This is a genomic window from Rhizobium sp. BK312, from assembly GCF_014193605.1.
GTDB lineage: Bacteria > Pseudomonadota > Alphaproteobacteria > Rhizobiales > Rhizobiaceae > Rhizobium.
The window spans coordinates 106,857-123,559 of sequence record NZ_JACHZP010000004.1 but is presented as its reverse complement, the minus strand read 5'-3'; the positions used below and the strand labels follow the sequence as shown (position 1 = coordinate 123,559).

16 protein-coding genes are annotated in these 16,703 nt (G+C 60.2%); 14 read left to right on the top strand and 2 right to left on the bottom strand.

Annotated features, from left to right (window positions below; translation table 11 throughout):
• Positions 1 to 33: 33 nt before the first annotated feature.
• Together FHT85_RS12895 and FHT85_RS12890 are read right to left on the bottom strand one after the other, a co-directional pair.
• On the bottom strand, positions 34 to 948 hold the full coding sequence (locus FHT85_RS12895) for a proline iminopeptidase-family hydrolase (RefSeq protein ID WP_162709664.1): 915 nt from the start codon (positions 946 to 948) through the stop codon (positions 34 to 36).
• Between the two features lie 54 nt (positions 949 to 1,002).
• Positions 1,003 to 1,785, bottom strand: a complete 783-nt coding sequence (locus FHT85_RS12890) for a LuxR family transcriptional regulator (protein WP_112411021.1) — start codon at positions 1,783 to 1,785, stop codon at positions 1,003 to 1,005.
• A gap of 131 nt (positions 1,786 to 1,916) precedes the next feature.
• Between FHT85_RS12890 and FHT85_RS12885 the strand changes: the two genes are divergently transcribed.
• From FHT85_RS12885 to FHT85_RS12820, 14 genes are all read left to right on the top strand, one after another.
• On the top strand, positions 1,917 to 2,807 hold the full coding sequence (locus FHT85_RS12885; RefSeq protein ID WP_112411022.1) for a proline iminopeptidase-family hydrolase: 891 nt from the start codon (positions 1,917 to 1,919) through the stop codon (positions 2,805 to 2,807).
• A gap of 51 nt (positions 2,808 to 2,858) precedes the next feature.
• Positions 2,859 to 3,797, top strand: coding sequence for an ABC transporter permease (locus FHT85_RS12880; protein ID WP_112411023.1), 939 nt, complete (start codon positions 2,859 to 2,861; stop codon positions 3,795 to 3,797).
• The gene (locus FHT85_RS12875) at positions 3,794 to 4,645 is read left to right on the top strand and encodes an ABC transporter permease (RefSeq protein ID WP_112411024.1); all 852 of its coding nucleotides are present in this window, start codon (positions 3,794 to 3,796) and stop codon (positions 4,643 to 4,645) included. Before FHT85_RS12880 ends, FHT85_RS12875 begins: the two co-directional genes overlap by 4 nt.
• Entirely contained in the window at positions 4,642 to 6,345 is a 1,704-nt protein-coding gene (locus tag FHT85_RS12870) for a dipeptide ABC transporter ATP-binding protein (protein WP_112411025.1), read from the top strand. The genes FHT85_RS12875 and FHT85_RS12870 overlap by 4 nt, the downstream gene beginning before the upstream one ends.
• 19 nt (positions 6,346 to 6,364) lie before the next feature.
• A complete protein-coding gene (locus FHT85_RS12865; RefSeq protein WP_183774119.1) occupies positions 6,365 to 7,879 on the top strand; it encodes an ABC transporter substrate-binding protein in 1,515 nt (504 codons plus the stop codon).
• A gap of 119 nt (positions 7,880 to 7,998) precedes the next feature.
• Entirely contained in the window at positions 7,999 to 8,283 is a 285-nt protein-coding gene (locus tag FHT85_RS12860; protein WP_112338135.1) for an acylphosphatase, read from the top strand.
• 138 nt (positions 8,284 to 8,421) lie between these two features.
• On the top strand, positions 8,422 to 9,066 hold the full coding sequence (locus FHT85_RS12855; RefSeq protein WP_112411027.1) for a Rieske 2Fe-2S domain-containing protein: 645 nt from the start codon (positions 8,422 to 8,424) through the stop codon (positions 9,064 to 9,066).
• Positions 9,063 to 9,908: an aromatic ring-hydroxylating oxygenase subunit alpha gene (locus FHT85_RS12850; protein ID WP_112411028.1), complete on the top strand. Its 846-nt coding sequence runs from the start codon at positions 9,063 to 9,065 to the stop codon at positions 9,906 to 9,908. Before FHT85_RS12855 ends, FHT85_RS12850 begins: the two co-directional genes overlap by 4 nt.
• Positions 9,905 to 10,561 (top strand): glutathione S-transferase family protein, encoded by a 657-nt coding sequence (locus tag FHT85_RS12845; RefSeq protein ID WP_112411029.1) that lies wholly within the window; start codon positions 9,905 to 9,907, stop codon positions 10,559 to 10,561. Before FHT85_RS12850 ends, FHT85_RS12845 begins: the two co-directional genes overlap by 4 nt.
• A 4-nt stretch (positions 10,562 to 10,565) precedes the next feature.
• Positions 10,566 to 11,945, top strand: a complete 1,380-nt coding sequence (locus FHT85_RS12840) for an amidohydrolase (protein ID WP_112411030.1) — start codon at positions 10,566 to 10,568, stop codon at positions 11,943 to 11,945.
• Positions 11,946 to 11,966: 21 nt separating this feature from the next.
• Positions 11,967 to 13,067: a BMP family ABC transporter substrate-binding protein gene (locus FHT85_RS12835; protein ID WP_112411031.1), complete on the top strand. Its 1,101-nt coding sequence runs from the start codon at positions 11,967 to 11,969 to the stop codon at positions 13,065 to 13,067.
• A gap of 7 nt (positions 13,068 to 13,074) precedes the next feature.
• On the top strand, positions 13,075 to 14,598 hold the full coding sequence (locus tag FHT85_RS12830; RefSeq protein WP_112411032.1) for an ABC transporter ATP-binding protein: 1,524 nt from the start codon (positions 13,075 to 13,077) through the stop codon (positions 14,596 to 14,598).
• A complete protein-coding gene (locus FHT85_RS12825) occupies positions 14,595 to 15,695 on the top strand; it encodes an ABC transporter permease (RefSeq protein WP_112411033.1) in 1,101 nt (366 codons plus the stop codon). The genes FHT85_RS12830 and FHT85_RS12825 overlap by 4 nt, the downstream gene beginning before the upstream one ends.
• Complete coding sequence (locus tag FHT85_RS12820) at positions 15,692 to 16,603, top strand: ABC transporter permease (protein WP_112411034.1); 912 nt, start codon at positions 15,692 to 15,694, stop codon at positions 16,601 to 16,603. Before FHT85_RS12825 ends, FHT85_RS12820 begins: the two co-directional genes overlap by 4 nt.
• Positions 16,604 to 16,703: the final 100 nt, after the last annotated feature.

The following is a 16,703-nucleotide window of genomic DNA, read 5'->3' as shown; positions in this document are numbered from 1 at the left end:
AGCGCAATTGGATACCCCGTTAAGGCCGAAAGATCAGTCATACCGCTCCAGGAACTCCGAGACCGTCTTCAGGCAAAGATCCTTCTCTTCGACATGCGGCATATGGCTCGAATTTTCAAAGAGCACCCACTCGCAGCCCCTCACACGATCGACATAGGGCTTGACCACCAGAGGCGTCGCCTCGTCATATTTGCCTGAGATCAGCAAGGTCGGCGCCTCGATGAGCGGAAGCCTGTCTTCGATCGTCCAGTCCTTCATCGTGCCGATGACGTGAAACTCGGTCGGGCCATTCATGTTGCGGTAGACGGTATTGTCCTCGTCCATGGTGGCGAAGGTGCGGGCAACCTCCTCCGGCCAGGGCACGACGCGGCAGACATGGCGATCATAGAAGACGCGGGAGGCAGTGATATATTCCGGATCGGTGATCGTGCCGGCGCGTTCGTGCTTCAATAATGTGTCCTGCACCTCTTGCGGCAGCTCCTCGCGAAGGCGATTCGCTTCTGCGACCCAAGTATGCATGTTGGCCGGCGAATTGGCGATCACCAATGCCTTCAGCCCCTTCGGTCGACGCACCGCATGTTCGGCACCCAGCATGCCGCCCCAGGACTGTCCGAGAAAGGCATAGCGATTCTGAATGCCGAGGTGCCTCAGCAGCGTGTCCAGCTCATCGAGGAAAAGCGCCGGTGTCCAGAAATCAGGGCCTTTCTCTGGCAGGCGCGTGGATTTGCCGTTGCCGAGTTGATCGTAGTGAATGACGGCGCGGCCATCGATTTCGGCAATGCCCTTGAAGCTGTCGACATAATCATGAGTGCAGCCAGGCCCTCCATGGGCGACGACGAGCGGCAGCCTGCCGGAATCGAGCGAACCGGTGATGCGGTACCATGTCCGGTATTCGCGAAAGGGCAGAAAGGCTTTCTGCGTCGGGATTGCGGCCACGTGTCTCTCCATCTCCAGGCTACGATGGAGCAGACCATAACGCGACCGAAACGGCTGCGGCAGCTATCAGAAGTTATAGGATGGCTGCACGTCCAGCAGCCGATAATGCGTGGCGCGGACGACCGCCTGCGTGCGGTTCTTGGCGCCGAGCTTCTTTGCCGCGGCGTTCAAATGCATGACGACAGTCGGCACCGAGCGATCGATAATGCGGGAAATCTCCTTGGCGGAATAGCCCTCGGCGGAATAGCGCAGGCATTCCCTCTCGCGCTCAGTCAGCCGGATCTTGCCGACACTTAGCGCTGCGGTGTCGAAGAGCGAATAGGCCGTCTCGTGGAAGACATGCGCAAGCAGGTTGAAATCGGCGATATAACGCAGGGCGTCGCGCTCGAACTCCTTGTTGGCACCAAAGCGAATTCCCGTGACCGTCGCGTAATCACCGCGCGGCATGTGCACCGGCACCGTGACACCCGTCGACATGTCGCGCTCGCTCAGGTAGCGCGCAACGGGAACCGTGGCCTCGCTCATGAAGCGCTTGATCAGCGTATCGGCGTCGGGATCATAATTCCAGAAGAAGGGCGCCGAGGTTCGTAGCGCCACCTGCTGCACCGGATCGATGCGGAAATAGCCGCGATCGAACCAGTATTCATACATGTCGTCGGAGATGTTCCTGAGCTTTAAAAGCGATGGGATCATGATCTTGCCGTCGAGGTCGTAGGGAACCGGCGAATAATCGTAGATCAAAGCCTCGAAGCCGATTGCCTTCATACCCTCGAAGATATGGTCGATGCGGCCGTCCAGCGTCTGATGCGCCGTGAACTGGCGCCTGATGGTTCCGATTTGATCGAACATGCAGCGGTTCCAATCTGTGCCTGCGACCTCCCAACCTATCACTTCTTATAGCTGGTGCCGAGCGCGGTTTAAGGTAAAAATTTAGCCATGCTCAAATATTGAGCAAGCAGAATCTTTCGCCGGAGTTGTCAATGTGGCGTGAAATTGAGCCGGAGGCGCGGCATGTCGTCGAGGTCGATGGCTACAAGGTGGTTGCCTATAGCTTTGGCAGCGGCCCTGAGACGGTCTTCTGCCTGAACGGCGGCCCCGGCCTGCCCTGCGACTATCTGCGCGAGGCTCATTCCTGCCTGATCGACAAGGGGTACAGGGTCGTTGCCTTCGACCAGCTCGGCACCGGCGCCTCAGACCGCCCGACCGACAAGGGTCTATGGAGCATTGGCCGCTACGTGGAGGAGACCGAGACCGTCCGCAAGGCGCTCGGTCTCGGCAAGGTCCATATGCTCGGCCACTCCTGGGGCGGCTGGCTGGCGATCGACTATGCGCTGACCTATCCCGAGAACTTGCAGACGCTGATCCTCGAAGATACTGTCGCGGACATGCCGCATCTAATTTCGGAGCTGGAGCGGCTGCGCGCGGTACTCGGCCCGGAAACGGTCGCGATGATGCAGAAGCACGAGGCGCAAGGCACCTATAACCACCCCGAATATCTCGCCGCCGTCACCATCCTCAACTATCGCCATGTCTGCCGCCTGCCGGAATGGCCGGCACCTGTCCGCCGCTCGCTCGACGATTGGAACATGGGTCCCTACGAGACGATGCAGGGACCGAACGAATTTCTCTATATCGGCAATCTCAAGGACTGGAACCGCATTCCGGACCTTCCGCAACTTGCCATGCCGGTGCTGATCACGGCGGGCGAACATGACGAGCTGACGCCGGCCTGCGCACTCAGGATGAAGCTTGCCTTGAAGGATGCCGAACTCAAGGTCTTCGCTAATGCTAGCCACATGCCCTTCTATGAGAACCCGTGGGATTACTATCCGGCGCTCCTCGATTTCCTGTCACGGCATAGGGCAAGCTGATGCAAGTTAAGGTGATCCAATCCCGCCGACGACAAGGGGGCGATCGCCGCCATGCATCGCTATAGATTCGTACTGACACGGCCGCTGCAATTCCTGCCCGTCCTCTTCGGCATCAGCGTCATCACCTTCGTTCTGGTCCGCCTCATTCCCGGCGATCCCGCGCGCAATATCCTCGGTACGCGCGCCACGCCTGCCGCACTTGCCAGCATTCGCGCGCAATATGGCCTCGATCAGCCGATGTGGCTGCAATATTTCTATTTCATCAAAAACCTCGGCAATGGCGAGATGGGCAAATCGATCCTCTACAAGATCGACGTGCTGCCGCTGATTTCGACCCGGATCGAGCCGACGATCGCACTGGTCGTCTCGAGCGTCATCCTGTCGATCCTGATTGCCGTGCCGATGTCGGCGATCGCCGCGCGCAATGTTGGGCGCGCACCGGATCATATCGTGCGCGTCGTCTCGACCTTCGGCATCGGCTTTCCGCCCTTTTGGCTGGGGCTGATGATGATCATCCTCTTCAGCGTCCAGCTCGGCGTCCTGCCGGTCTCGGGCTACGGCTCGACGATCGGCGAGAAGATCGCCCATCTCATCCTGCCGGCCCTGACGGTTGCGCTATCGCTTTCGACGGTGCTGACCCGCAGCCTGCGGGCGGCGATGATCGAATCTCTTAAATCGGATGTTGCGACTGCGGCCCGCGCCCGCGGCATGCCGGAGGGTATCGTCTTCTGGCGGCATGTCGTGCCGAACTCGCTGGTGCCATCAATCAACCTGCTCGCCGTCAACATCGGCTGGCTGATCGGCGGCACGGTCGTCGTCGAAAGCGTCTTTGCCCTGCCCGGCATGGGACAGCTGCTGGTGCGCGCCATCTTCTCGCGCGACTACATGGTCGTCCAGGGTGTTGCGATGGTCTTTGCCTGCGCCACGGTGCTGGTCAACTTCCTCGCCGATATCGTCACGGTCGCCGCCGATCCGCGGGTGAAGCTATGAGCATCGACACGGCGGCGACCACTTCCCCCGGCTGGAACAGGTTTTTTGGGAAACACCTGACGCTGACGCTCGGCGGCGGCATCCTTCTGTTCTTCCTCCTTCTGGCGATTTCAGCGCCAATTGTCGCGCCCTATGACCCAATCTTCCAGAATGCCGATATGCGCCTGCAGGCGCCGTCGTTCCTGCATCCGTTCGGCGCGGACAATTTCGGACGCGACATTCTTTCCCGCGTTATCTGGGGTGCGCGCATCGATCTGCAGATCGCCGTCATTGGCGTGCTCTTCCCGTTTCTGATCGGCACCACGGTCGGCACCATCGCCGGCTTTTTCGGCGGCCTTATTGACGCGATCTTCATGCGCATCGTCGATATTATCTTGGCCTTCCCCTTCCTGGTGCTGATGCTGTCGATCATCGCCATTCTGGGACCGGGACTGAGCAGCTTCTATATTGCCATGGCCCTGGTCGGCTGGGTCTCCTATGCCCGCCTCATCCGCGCGCAGATGCTGATGCTGAAGGGCAGCGATTATGCCGTTGCTGCCGTCAGTCTCGGCTTCAGCCGGCCTAGGATCATGTTCCGCCACCTGCTGCCGAACGCCATTGCCGGCTCGATCGTCTTTTCCATGTCGGATGCCGTTCTGGTGCTCCTGAGCGGCGCGGCCGTCAGCTATCTCGGCCTCGGGGTTCAGCCGCCACTTGCCGAATGGGGTGTCATGGTGGCGGAAGGCCAGAGCTTCATCACCACGGCCTGGTGGATCACGCTGTTTCCCGGCCTGTCCATCGTCTGCCTCGCCTTCGGCTTCAGCATGCTGGGCGATGCACTCGGCGAGCTGCTGGGGTTGCATGAATGAGCGACTCCCTGCTCTCCGTTCGAGACCTCGTGGTCAAGGCAAGACTCGATGGTGGCACCCGCACGCTGATCGACAGCGTTTCGCTCGATCTCGGCAAGGGCGAGATTCTCGGCCTTGTCGGCGAGAGCGGCTCGGGCAAGAGCCTCTTGTGCCGCTCGCTGGTGCGGCTGCTACCCTCGTCGCTTCTGAAGATCGAAAGCGGCTCCATTCGCCTCGAACGGCGAGAGCTCACAGAAATCAGTGATGCCGAGATGCTTAAGGTGCGTGGCGGCGAGATCGGCATGATCTTCCAGAATCCGACGAGCCATCTCGATCCTGTCATGCGCATCGGCGACCAGATCGCCGAAGGCATCCGCTACCATCAGGGGCTCAAAACGCGCGAGGCGCGCGCAGCCGCAACCGAGATCCTTGCGCAGGTCGGCTTTCCTGATCCCAAAAGACAGTATGACAGCTATCCGCACGAGTTTTCCGGCGGAATGCGGCAGCGTGCCATGATCGGCGTCGCGCTCTCCTGTAACCCTAAGGTCCTCATCGCCGATGAGCCGACGACGGCGCTCGACGTCACCATCCAGGCGCAGATCCTGCGGCTGCTGATCGACATTCGCGACAAGCGCGGGCTTTCGATCATCCTCATCACCCACGATCTCGGCATCGTCGCCCAGACCTGCGACAGGATCGCCGTCATGCGCAGCGGCCGGCTGCTTGAACAGGGTCCCAAAAGGACGATCCTCAGCCGGCCTGAAAATCCCTATACGATCGATCTGATCAACAGCCACCCTTCCCTGCCCGACGAAGTGGCGATGGCGCAGCCGGAACCCACAAGGCCGGCGAGGTCAGCCAAGCCGCTTCTCGAAATCGATGACCTGCGTGTCGACTTCAGGGTCGGCGGCGGTTTCTTAAAGGGCAGCGGGGCAAAGACGGTCAGCGCCGTTTCCGGCGTCAGCCTGCAGGTCATGCCGGGCGAAACCATCGGCATCGTCGGCGAATCCGGCAGCGGCAAGAGCACGCTTGCGCGCGCCGTCCTCGGCCTTACCCCGATCTCCTCCGGTCATGTGACTTTCGACGGTATCGATCTGACCCAGCAGAAGAGCGCCGGCCTGGCAAGGCTCCGGCGCGAAACGGCCATGGTCTTCCAAGACCCGTTCAACGCACTCAACCCGCGCCTGACGATCGGCCAGACGCTTGCCGAGGTGCTGAAAGTCCAGGGCAAGGTCGCAAAGGCTGAGATCCCCGCACGCATCGGCGAATTGCTCGATCTCGTCGGGCTGGAGCGCGAATTCGCCGATCGCAAGCCGCGCAGCATGAGCGGCGGCCAATGCCAGCGCGCCGGCATTGCAAGGGCACTTGCGGTCAACCCGAAGCTCATCATCGCCGACGAATGCGTGGCTGCCCTCGATGTCACCATCCAGGCGCAGATCATCGATCTCTTCCGTGAGCTGACGCGCAGGATGAACCTGACCTTGATCTTCATCGCCCACGACCTCGCCATCGTGCGCAATCTCTGTGAGCGGACCGTCGTGATGTATCGCGGCGAGATCGTCGAGGAAGGCCGCTCGCAGGAAATCTTCTCCCACCCGAAACATGCCTATACCGCGGCGCTCATTGCAGCCATTCCCGATATCGATCCGGACAAGCCCTTACATGGCAAACGCGACGCGGCACCGGCCGGGCAGATCCAATCAGCCAAACGCATGCGATAACAACGAAGGGAACGAATTCATGATGAATAAGTGGAAGACAATTGGGCTTGCCGCAATTCTCGTCGCCTTGACATTGAGCGCGAGCTATGCAGAAGCCGCCGGTGTGCTGACCATCGGCCGCCGCGAGGATTCGACGACGTTCGATCCAATCAAGACGGCGCAGAATATCGACAACTGGGTGTTCTCCAACGTCTACGACGTGCTGGTGCGCGTCGACAAGACGGGCACGAAGCTGGAACCGGGTCTAGCGGAAAGCTGGACGACCTCGGATGAAGGATTGACCTACGTCTTCAAGATCCGCGATGCGAAATTTTCCGATGGCTCGCCGCTGACGGCTGATGATGCGGCCTTCAGCCTTCTGCGCATCCGCGACGATCCGGCGTCGCTCTGGAGCGATTCCTACAAGGTTATCGATACCGCCGTCGCGACTGATCCACACACGCTGACGATCAAGCTCAAGCACGCATCGGCCCCCTTCCTGTCGACGCTTGCGCTTCCAAATGCCTCAGTCATCTCGAAGGCCGGCATGCAATCCTTAGGCGCTGATGCTTATGCGGAAAAGCCGATCGCCTCCGGCGCCTTTTCCGTCGAGGAATGGCGCCGCGGCGATCGTATCATCCTGAAGAAGAACCCGAATTTCTGGCAGGCCGACCGCGTCAAGCTCGACGGCGTCGAATGGATCTCTGTACCGGACGACAACACGCGGATGCTGAACGTGCAGGCCGGCCAGCTCGATACCGCCATTTTCGTTCCGTTCTCGCGCGTGGAAGAACTGAAAAAGGACCCAAACCTCAACGTGCTGATCGATCCGTCCACGCGTGAGGATCACCTGCTGATCAATCACGCCCATGGCGACCTCGGCAAGAAGGAAGTCCGCCAGGCCCTCGACATGGCGATCGACAAGAAGGCGATCGTCGACGCCGTTACCTTCCATCAGGGCACGGTCGCCAATTCCTATATTCCAAAGGGTGCCTTGTATTACTATGCGGATAATCCGCAACGCCCCTACGATCCGGAGAAGGCCAAGCAGATGCTTTCGGCGGCAGGCGTCTCCAATCTCACTGTGAAGTACCTCATTCGCGCCGGCGATGAAGTGGATGAGCAGACGGCCGTCCTGGTGCAGCAGCAGCTTGCCAAGGCCGGCATTACCGCCAACCTGCAGAAGGTCGATCCGAGCCAGGAATGGGACATGACCGTTGCCGGTGATTACGACATCTCAGTCAACTACTGGACCAACGATATCCTTGATCCGGACCAGAAGACGACCTTCGTGCTCGGTCACGATTCCAACAACAACTATTCAACCAACTACAAGAATGAGGCCGTGAAGGAGCTGGTTGCCAAGGCCCGCCTGGAGCTCGATCCCAAGAAGCGCGAAGAGATGTATGTCGATCTGCAGAAGATGGCGAAGGACGACGTCAACTGGATCGACCTTTACTACAGCCCCTACATCAACGTCGCGCGCAAGAACGTCGATAAGTTCCATCAAAACCCGCTCGGCCGCTTCTTCCTGGAAGATACAGTCAAGAATTGACATGGCCCATGCTCCGCTGTCCACAGGGGCGGCGGAGCATTGCTTTGTAAGATGCCCCTTTCGCAAACCCACGAAGCGGTTATTCTGTCATCTTGATGCGAGGCAAGGATCATTGGCGAATGCACGTGCCGCAAGGTGAATTTCGGGAGCGCATGACGATACTGGGCGACCTTAACGCAGCCTCATTCGTCCCCTGGATCCAGCGTCACGCCAACAAGCTCGGGCTTTCGCAGACATTCTTCCATTCTGATGCGGACCGGATCGAACTTGAGGTCACCGGGCCTGTGGAACTAATCGACATGCTGGAAATGGGCTGCTCACTCGGTCCGATCGACGTCTGGGTAGATGAGATTCAGCGCAGGGTCATGAATGACCCGCAGCCATCGCATCTTAGAAATTCCTGATCTATTGCCTTTTATTTAATCATTGTTGCCAATGCGAATTATTTATGCAAAATCTTTGAACGCTACGGGGATGCAGGCATCAGTGCCTGCCTATGACCAGCGGCGCTAAGCCATTGGTGAAATTAGAGAGTTGAGACCATGCCATTTGATGGGGCCGGATCCTGGGCGCCAGTCGCCCTTTCCTCTGATCTGCCGCCAGGAACCGTCATACCGGCCTGGACATCGGTTGGCCCGATTGCCCTGTGGCGCAGTCAGTCGGGCCGCGCAACTGCATCTTCCGATCGCTGTCCGCATCGCGGAATGAGATTGTCGCATGGTTTCGTCCGCGGCGAAGCGCTGTCCTGCATCTATCACGGTTGGAGCTATGCGGTGTCAGGCGGATGTATTCGCATTCCCGCCCATCCGGATCTGGTTCCCCCGGAAACCATTCGTGTCGCCGTCCAGCAAATCGAAGAAGCGGGCGGCATCTTATGGGCAGCCGTCGGACAGCCGGCAACGCAGCCTCCACAGCTCGACGAACTTGTCCCATTACGCTCTCTGAGCGTGGAAGGGGATGTCGCGGCAATCGAGGCTGCGGCAGGGGCGAAGATCGATGCGAGGGGACTGATCCGCCTGCCGGAATTTCCCTGGATTGGGTTGCTTCTGGCGCCACAGGAAAAGCATACGCTCCTACTTCTCATGATCGACAGGGATCGCGGCCCGGCAGACCGCATTGCGGCGTCTCGGATTGTTGAATCCATCCGCCGTGCGGCGGAAGAGCGCCATAGGGAGATCGCGGAATGAAAGGCGGCGCCATGATGGATGAATGGTATCCTGTCGGCCTCTTCAGCCAACTCAGCGAGAAGGGAAGCAAGACCTGGCTAATGGGCGAGGCGATCGAGGTCGCGCGCGATCGGCATGGCAATGCGCAGGTGATAACTGCCGAGGGAAGAGCCCTCCCCATCCGGGTGCGGTATGGCCATGTCTGGTCTTCCCTCGGGAACCCGGAGAAGGAGCTTTTCGCCATTCCGGAGGCTGATCAGCCGGGCCGGCGCTTCGTCGATGTCGGCGTGGTCCGTGTGCGCTGCTCGCCGCTTCGCGCCGTAGAGAACTTTCTCGACATCGCGCATTTTCCCTTTGTCCACACCGACATCCTCGGTGCGGAACCGCATACGGAAGTCGAAAACTATAAGGTCGAGATCCGCGAGGGTGTCGATGAAGTCTGGGCAACGCAAGTAAAATTCTACCAGCCGCAGGCTGCAAAATCCGCGACCGGCGGCATTACCACCGAATACATGTACCGCGTGCCAGCCCCGACCTGTTCCGTCCTCTACAAGACATGCCCTCCGCGCCCCAGCGAATGGGACGTCATAACCCTGTTCGTCCAGCCTCTTGCTGAAGACCTATGCGACGTATGGCCGTGGATGGCGCTCTTCGATGGTGAAACGCCGATGACGGACCTCATCCACTTTCAGCAGACGATCTTCCTGCAGGACCGCTCGATCCTCGAGAACCAGATACCCGCGCTTCTTCCGCTCGATCCCGGCATGGAAATTCCGACAAGGGCCGACCTCACCTCGGTCGCCTACCGGCGATGGCTCAAGCGCCATAATTATACCTACGGCGCACAGTTGGTCGCACAATGAAGCTCTACGATTATGTTCTATCGCCGAGTTGCTACAAGATCCGGCTGATGGCCGCGATCCTCGGCATCAAGCTCGACATCCGGCCCGTCGACTTCCATCCCGGCGCGGAGCATCGCGGGCCGGAGCTTATGGCGCTAAATCCGGCAGGCTCCATCCCGATCCTCGAAGATGGCGATCTTGTGCTCACCGAATCCTCGGCGATGCTTGCCTATCTCGCGGCCAATTCTGCGCCGGAATGGCTGGGGCAGGATTCGCCGCAGGAGACGGCGCGCGTGCAGCAGTGGCTCTCCTTTTCGCATCGTCTGACAGCCAATCTTGGTGGCGCGCGGCTCCACGAAATGCTCCTGCGACCAGGAGATATCAAGACATTGCAGGCGCAAGGGGTTGCTGCCCTGCGCGAGCTCGAAGCTGGCCTCTTCGAACAGGGCGAGCGCGGCATGCAATTCCTTGCAGCAAGCCGGGCGACGATCGCCGATATCGCCTGCTTTCCCTATGTCGCGCTTGCGCCCGACGGCGGCATCTCGCTTGACCCCTACCCGTTGATCCGGCTCTGGATGCGCGCCATCCGCAGCCTGCCCGGTTTCATCGAAATGCCCGGCATTCACCGCCTGCATGAGCTGAAACCCGATCCGCACCAGGTGGCGCAGAGGTGATGGAATGACCGGCTATCTTCTGAAAAATTGCACGGCTGTGATCGTCGATGAGGGCAAGGGACCGAGCGTACGCCGAAACGTCGACCTGCTCACCAACGGCCCGGCGATCCAGGCGATCGGCGAAAACCTGTCGCTGAATGCCCTGCCCGAGGGCACGATCGCCCAGGACGCATCCGGTTGGTTCGTCTATCCGGGGCTCGTCAACACCCATCACCACTTCTTTCAGTGCTTCGTGCGCAACCGGGCCGACCTCGACTGGACGAAACTTTCCGTCATCGAATGGCTCGACCGCATCTATCCGATCTTCTCGCGGCTGACGGAGGACTGTTTCTATCATTCCTCGGTCACCGCTATGGCCGAGATGATCAAGCACGGATGCACCACCGCCTTCGATCATCAATATTGCTTCCCTCGCCACGCGGGAAAACGCCTGATCGATCGCCAGTTCGAAGCGGCAGAATTGCTCGGAATGCGCTTTCACGCAGGCCGCGGCGGCAACACCCTGCCGAAGTCCGAGGGGTCGACGATCCCGGATGCCATGCTCGAGACCACGGATGAATTCATCGCTGATTGCGCGCGGCTGATCGACAGCTATCACGATGCCGGCCCCTTCAGCATGCGCCAGGTGGTGGTCGCACCTTGCCAGCCGGTCAATTGCTATCGCGAAACCTTCGTCGAGTCGGTTGCGCTCGCGCGCGATCGCGGCGTGCAGATGCACACACATGTCGGCGAAGGCGAAAGCCCGGTCATCAAGGCGCGGCATGGCATGCGCACGGTCGATTACTGCACCGAATTGGGCTTTGCCGGCCCTGATGCATTCTACGCCCATTGCTGGGAACTGACGCATGACGAGCTGCGCAAGATGGCGGCAAGCGGCACCGGCGTCTCCCATTGTCCGGAGCCGGTCTACCTCGTCGGCGCCGAAGTGACCGATATTCCGGCGATGCAGGCCTTCGGCTTGCGCATCGGCCTCGGCTGCGATGGAGCGGCATCGAACGACAACTCGAACCTCATGCACTGCATCCATTCCGCCTACATGCTGCAGTGCCTGACGGCCTCGACGCGTCAGCACTCGGTCCCCGCCCCGCTCGATTTTCTGCGCTATGCGACAAGCGGAGGCGCAAGCCTGCTCGGGCGCACCGATATCGGCCGTCTCGCCCCCGGCATGGCCGCCGACCTCTTCGCCATCGATACGCGACGGATGGACTATGTCGGGACTCGGCATGACCCGCTGAGCCTGATTGCCAAGGTCGGGATCGGCATGCCCACCGATCTGACCATGATCAACGGACGCATCGTCTGGCAGGGCGGTGAATTTACCGGACTGGACGAGGCTGCGCTGTTTGCCGCGGCCGAGGCAGCACTTGCAACAGTAGAATTCTGAAAAACCAAAAGGGGAACTGGGATGCAGAAGAATCTGACCCGCAGAACATTGATGAAGAGCGCGGCTGTTGCAGGCCTCGCAACGGCCTTTACCGGCCGCTCTGCCTTTGCCGCAAACGAACCGCTCGGCATCACGCTCGTCGTGCCCTCGCCGATCGGCGATGTCGGCTGGGGCCATGCGCTGGCCGCGGGCCTTGATCCGATCAAGGCCGCCTATGGCGACAAGGTCAAGGTAACGGTGATCGAAAACATCGCCGAAGGTCCGGATGCGGACCGCATCATGAACAAGACGGTCGCCGATGGAAACCATTTCCTGATCGCCGGCTCGTTCGGCTATCAGAACGGCGCGCTTCAGGTTGCCCGCCGCAATCCGAAGGTCAGCGTCCTGCATGCCTCCGGCTTCCAGGTCGCGCCGAATTTCTCCCCCTTCGCCGCCAAGTATTTTCAAGGAACTTACCTGCTTGGCATGGCGGCAGCGGCTGTCTCCAAGACGGGCAAGCTCGGTTCGGTCTCCGCCTTCGCCATTCCTGAACTGATCACGTCGGTAAACGCCTTCACGCTCGGCGCACAGGCGGTAAAGCCCGACATCGAAGTATCGGTCGTCTGGGTCAACTCCTGGTTCGATCCGGCCAAGGAACAGGAAGCGGCCAAGGCCTTGATCTCGCAAGGCTGCGACGTGATCTTCTCGAACGCGCAGGATACGCCCTCGGTCATATCGGCCTGCGAGGAAGCCGGTATCTACGCCTTCAACCTGAACTCCTCGATGAAGAAATATGCGCCGAAAACCTACCTCGGCTGCGTCTCCACGGATTGGTCGCCGTTCTTCAAGGCATCGGTCGATGCCCATCTCGCCGGCACGTTCAAAGGCGCCAACGCGTTTCTCGGCGTCGCGGAGAAGGTCGTCCAGGTCGTCGACTGGAGCACGGCAATCCCGGCCGATACCATGGCGAAGATCAAAGAAACCGAAGGCAAGATCGCAAGCGGCAGCTTCTCGCCGTTTACCGGCCCGATCACCAAGGCTGACGGCAGCGAGGGAGCTGCTTCGGGCGCGACATTGACGGATGCCCAGATCGTCGCGATGGACTGGCATGTCAAAGGTGTGAAGACGCCTTTGCCGAAGTAATCACGTCATGACCATTCCGCTGCTGTCGCTGCGCGGCATCTCCAAAAGCTACGGCCAGGTCCATGCTAACAAGCATATCGACCTGGACGTGGCCAAGGGCTCGATCCATGCCATCCTCGGAGAAAACGGCGCCGGCAAATCGACCCTAATGAAGCTAATCTACGGCGTCGAACAACCGGACGAAGGGACTATCGCCTGGCATGGGCAGCCTCTCAGCCTTGCCTCCCCTGCGGAGGCGAGGCGTACCGGCATCGGGATGGTCTTTCAGCATTTCTCGCTGTTTGAGAACCTGACGGTCGTCGAGAATATTCGCTTGATCGTGGCCGGCCGCAGGGCCGAACTTGCGCAGCGCATCCGCACATTGGGGAATGAATTCGGTCTCGAAGTCGATCCGCTCGCCCATGTGCACGAACTGTCTGTTGGCGAGCGGCAGCGGGTGGAAATCATCCGATGCCTGATGACCGATCCGAAGCTGCTGATCCTCGACGAGCCGACATCGGTGCTGCCGCCGCAGGCCGTCGGGAAGCTGTTCGAGACGCTGCGCCGGCTGCGAGACGGCGGCGTCTCGATCCTCTTCATCTCGCACAAACTGGAGGAGATCCAGTCCCTGTGTGACCGCGCCACCATCCTGCGCGCCGGACATGTGACCGGGCATGTGGATCCGCGCGAGCATGACGCCCATGATCTCGCCCGCATGATGATCGGCCGCGACATGCCGGAAGCGATCCCTGCATTGCCTATGGCCGAAGGCGAAAAGCGCCTGGAACTCATTGGCCTCGATTACCTACCCGACGATCCTTTTGGCATGCCGCTCTCCGCCATCAGCCTGACGGTGCGCAGCGGCGAGATTCTGGGCCTTGCCGGCATTTCCGGCAATGGACAAAAGGAACTGGCAGCCCTGATTTCGGGGGAAACGACCCTGCCGCGGGACAAGCGCGACCAGATCTTCATGATGGGGCACGACGTAGGTAGCCTCGATGCGGCGAGCCGCCGGAAGCTCGGCTTTGCTTTTGTCCCGGAAGACCGGCTGGGCCATGGCGCCGTCCCCGAAATGTCGCTGACGCTCAATGGTCTGCTAACGGCTCATCCCTTGAGGCTCGTGAGACATGGCCTCTTCGACAGCGGCAAGGCGACCGCATTCGCAACCGAATGTATCCGGAACTACGACGTGCGCACGCCCGGCCCGGATGCGGAAGCAGGCTCACTTTCCGGCGGAAACCTGCAGAAGTTCATTGTCGGGCGCGAAATCATGCTGGCGCCGAAACTGCTGTTTCTCGCGCAACCAACCTGGGGCGTCGATGTGGGCGCGGCCTCCGCCATTCGCAAGCGGCTGATTGAGCTGCGCAATCAGGGCATGGCCATTCTCGTCATATCGGAAGAACTCGAGGAGCTGTTCGAACTCAGCGATTTTATCCAGGTCCTTTATCACGGCAGGTTGAGCCCGCCGCTCGTCACGCGCGACACCCACCCGGAAGAGATCGGTCGATACATGATGGGCGTACAGTCCCAACGCGAGAAAGCGCCCGCATGAGCAGTTCCTTCTCCGCCATCCTGCCCACCCTGGTTCGACGGGAACGAGCCTCGCTGACTGCGAAATTGCTCGCGCCACCGATTGCCCTCATCGTGACAATCGCCCTCAATCTTGGCCTCTACATTGCGATGGGTCGCGACCCGGCAGCGGTGATCTACGCCATGCTGATCGAGCCGTTCGTCTCGTGGGCATCATTCTCGGAGGTATTGCTGAAGACCGGTCCGCTGCTTCTGATCGCACAGGGTCTGGCGATCGGCTTTCGAACGAAGATTTTCAACATCGGTGCCGAGGGCCAGTTCATTCTCGGGGCAATCTTCGCCTCCGCCATACCCATCTGGATGCCGCAGGCAACGGGCCAATGGATCTGGCCGGCGATGCTGTTGCTCGGCACCCTCGGCGGCGCGCTCTGGGCGTCTGTCACCGCCTTTTGGCGTGTCAGGCTCAATGCCAATGAGATCCTCGTCTCGCTGATGCTGAGCTTCGTCGCCGCGCAATTGCTCAATTATCTGCTTCTCGGGCCATGGAAAGATCCGAACGGCTTCAACTTCCCGCAGTCGGTCATGTTCCAATACGATGCCATGGTGCCTATCCTGTTTGAGGGAACGCGCGTCAATGTTTCGTTCGTGTTTGCCCTTGCTCTGTCGATTGCCGCATGGATCTTCATGCAGAAGAGCTTTGCCGGCTATAAATTGCAGGTCGGCGGACTGGCGCCCCGCGCGGCGAGCTATGCCGGCTTCAAGGAGAGTTGGGCAATCTGGCTCTCGCTGATCATTGGCGGAGCGGCGGCCGGTCTTGCCGGTGCTGCCGAAGTTGCCGGCCCGCTTGGCCAGCTGCAGCGTTCGATCTCTACCGGATATGGCTACGCCGCAATCATCGTCGCTTACCTCGGCGGTCTCAATCCCATCGGCATCGTCATTTCCTCGATCGTCATGGCAGCGCTCTACATCGGCGGCGACAATGCCATGGTTTCCGCCAATCTGCCGATTGCTGCGGTCCGCGTATTCCAAGGCAGCCTGCTCCTCATCTATCTGATCGCCATGGCCTTCGTGCGCTATCGTATCGTATGGCGTCCCACATCCGCACGGAGCACATCATGAGTGCTGTCGAGTTCATTCTTGCGGGCATGCTGGCAGCTGCAACACCGTTTCTGCTGGCAGCCCTGGGCGAGCTTGTCGCAGAGCGTGCCGGTGTCCTCAACCTCGGTGTCGAGGGGCTGATGGCGCTTGGCGCAGCCATCGCCTTCATTGTCGTCTATCACGGCGGCGGCCATTTTCTCGCCTTCCTCGCCGCGGGTCTCGGAAGCGCTCTCCTTTCGATGATCTTTGCCGGGATCATCCTTGGTTTCAACGCGAACCAGGTTGCGGCCGGCCTTGCTCTCGGGATTTTCGGCCAGGGCCTCTCGGCGCTGTTCGGCAAGAGCTATGAGAGCCTGACCATCACCACGCTGCCGAAGATCGCGATCCCCGGGCTGTCGGACATCCCGGTTATCGGCAGTCTCTTCAACCAGGATATCGTTGTCTGGATCTCGCTTGTCGTGACGATCGCCATATGGGCGCTGTTTGCCTACGGCAAGGTTGGCCTGGTGCTGCGCGCGGTCGGTGAAAACCCGAAAGCCGCGCATGCGATCGGCTATCCCATTATTGCGATCCGTTTCGCCGCGGTTGCATTCGGCGGCATGATGGCAGGCTTCGCCGGCGCTTACGCGTCCACGATCTATACACCGCTCTGGGCGGACGGCATGATCGCCGGGCGCGGCTGGATTGCCATTGCTCTCGTCGTATTCGGAACCTGGCTGACGGGGAGGATCTTCCTGGGCGCCTGCCTGTTTGGTGCGGTATCGCTTATGGGACTTGCCGCCCAGGCGACCGGATTTGCCGTCCCCTCCCAACTCTTGGCGTGCCTACCTTACCTCGTGACGATTATCGTCCTCGGCATTATCTCGGCCGACCGCCGCCTGCTCAAGCTTAACGGTATCGCTTCCCTCGGCGAGCCATTTGAGCGTTAAAGCAATTCCAGAAAAAATGCGCACCGGCTTTCCGGCCGGATGCGCATAAAACCAAAGAGCGTTCACGCAATTCGAAGAAATGCGTGAACGCTCCGACTAT